The organism is Rhizobium sp. 2YAF20 (genome assembly GCF_052114685.1).
In the GTDB taxonomy this organism is placed as follows: Bacteria; Pseudomonadota; Alphaproteobacteria; order Rhizobiales; family Rhizobiaceae; genus Rhizobium.
The window spans coordinates 1-1,400 of the sequence record NZ_JBFRFF010000120.1 but is presented as its reverse complement, the minus strand read 5'-3'; the positions used below and the strand labels follow the sequence as shown (position 1 = coordinate 1,400).

Below are 1,400 nucleotides of genomic sequence, written 5' to 3'. Positions count from 1 at the left end.
CATTTCCGTGTGTTCGTCTGGGGCTGTCTTCTGTCTAGAATCGGGCATGGATTTTATCCGCCACATAGTTTGAACGAGGGTTCCCCACCGGAGCCCTGCCTCCATCTTTGTTCAACAGCAGATGATTTCGATTTTTCGATTAAGCGTTGCTCTTCAAGCTGACCAATAGGTAGGCTAGCCTTTGGCTGTGGGAGCGACCTCCTGTCCAATCGCCCACAGGAAGGCTGCCATTTCCCGAGCAATGGCGGTTACCGCGACGACCTTCGGCTTGCCCGCAGCCATCAGCTTTCGATAGCGCGCGCAAAGCCGCACCTGGCCTTTCCAGGCAATCTCTCGAACGGTCCTTGGCAGGCCCTCCAGCCGCGCCTGGATCGTTGAGCTTACACGGGCCGGGAAGCGATATGTCCAGGCACCTTCGATGAGSACYCTTCTTGCCCTTGCGTTGCCTGTCTTGGTGATCCCTGAACGTTTGACCCGTTCGCCGGTTGAGCTTTCCGATGGCACAAGACCCAAATACGCCATCAACTGACGAGGATTATCAAAACGCCTGACATCGCCGATCTCGACCACGAAGGTGACCGCTGTCATGAACGCAACGCCGCGCATCGCTTGATAGGCGGCCACAACCGGGGCCATCGACCAGGATGCCGCGGTCTCCACCACCAGCTTGGTCAGCCTGTCCAAACGCACGCCGCCATCCTCGATGGCCTGGCAATATTCCGCCAACAGGATTTGGTGGGCGGGATGATCGAATGCCTGGCRTGCCAGCCATCTTGTATGGGCGCGCGTCCATGGCGCGCGGCCGGTATAGATCCGGCCATGACGTAACAAGAAAGATTGAAGTTGCTGACGCGCCTGTTTCAGCGCATCGACGGCCGACTCGCGAGCCCGCACCAGGTCGCGGATCGCCTCATGGCCTTCGTCCGGAACCCAGACCGCCGTCAGCTCGCCCGCCCTGTGCAGGCGTGCCAGGCTTACGGCGTCCCGGCGGTTTGTCTTCACCCGGTCACCCGCACGCTTGGGCACCAGGGACGGCGCCACCACCACGCAATCATGCCCCAGTTCGACAATCTGCCGGTAAAGACCGTACCCTGTGGGACCCGCCTCATAGCAAAAATGAAGCTTGGCTCCGCGCTTGGAAAGTTTGTTGACCATCGATGCCACCGACGCTGGCTCCGACGAGATGTCGCCGAAAAACCGCACCTCGCTTGCGCTCGCCATTCGCAACCGCCACCGAAATCTTCAGCTTGGAGGTATCCAAGCCGATGAAAATTACGCTATCTTCTTTCATGGTTCGCCCTCGCTAAGCGTGGGGCTCGGCTCCGGCCAATCCAGAGCAACCCCCGAATTCAGCTTATCGCGGGGGCGGGCCACCTTCACCTCACGAACATACGGTCTAG

At 59.6% G+C, this 1,400-nt stretch carries 1 pseudogene; it reads right to left on the bottom strand.

The features are described from left to right. Positions 1-174: 174 nt before the first annotated feature. Positions 175-1,291, bottom strand: a pseudogene (locus AB4Z52_RS36180) (IS110 family transposase). Positions 1,292-1,400 lie beyond the last annotated feature (109 nt).